Source organism: Dellaglioa sp. CoH-57-MRSF-20 (assembly GCF_056781955.1).
The window spans coordinates 1-381 of the sequence record NZ_JBXAXV010000152.1; the positions used below are offsets into that span (position 1 = coordinate 1).

Sequence of the window (381 nt, forward strand, 5' to 3'; positions counted from 1 at the left end):
GGTTGAAGTTGACCTTCCTGCCGTCAAGTGGAATACATTCGAGGGCGGTGCCGACTACCGTTTTCCCTGTGTCGAAATCGTAGTGGACAGATGCAATACAGAACGAGTTGTTCGAGGACCCGGCGTCGATCGCGATTATGCTTGGCCACTTGAAACGACGCACGGTTTCGATACGACCGTAGACTTCACCCGGCTTATCGAACTGGTAGATGAAGTTGTGCGCATTTGGCCCGTTGACGAATGTACCCTGTGCAATAGTATCGGGATGGATAAATCGCGAGTGAACAGCAGGAGGATTCGCGCCCCAGTCACGTGCTGCCTTTTCTGGGTTAGCGGCGTACGCTGTAGCAATGATCTGAGACTGCCGCGTGTAAAACGGGT

At 53.3% G+C, this 381-nt stretch carries 1 protein-coding gene; it reads right to left on the reverse strand.

All coding sequences use genetic code 11. From position 1 onward, the window contains the following. The coding region (locus AC1RPN_RS08570; RefSeq protein WP_481763772.1) for a hypothetical protein at window positions 1-381 on the reverse strand (381 nt) is incomplete at both ends.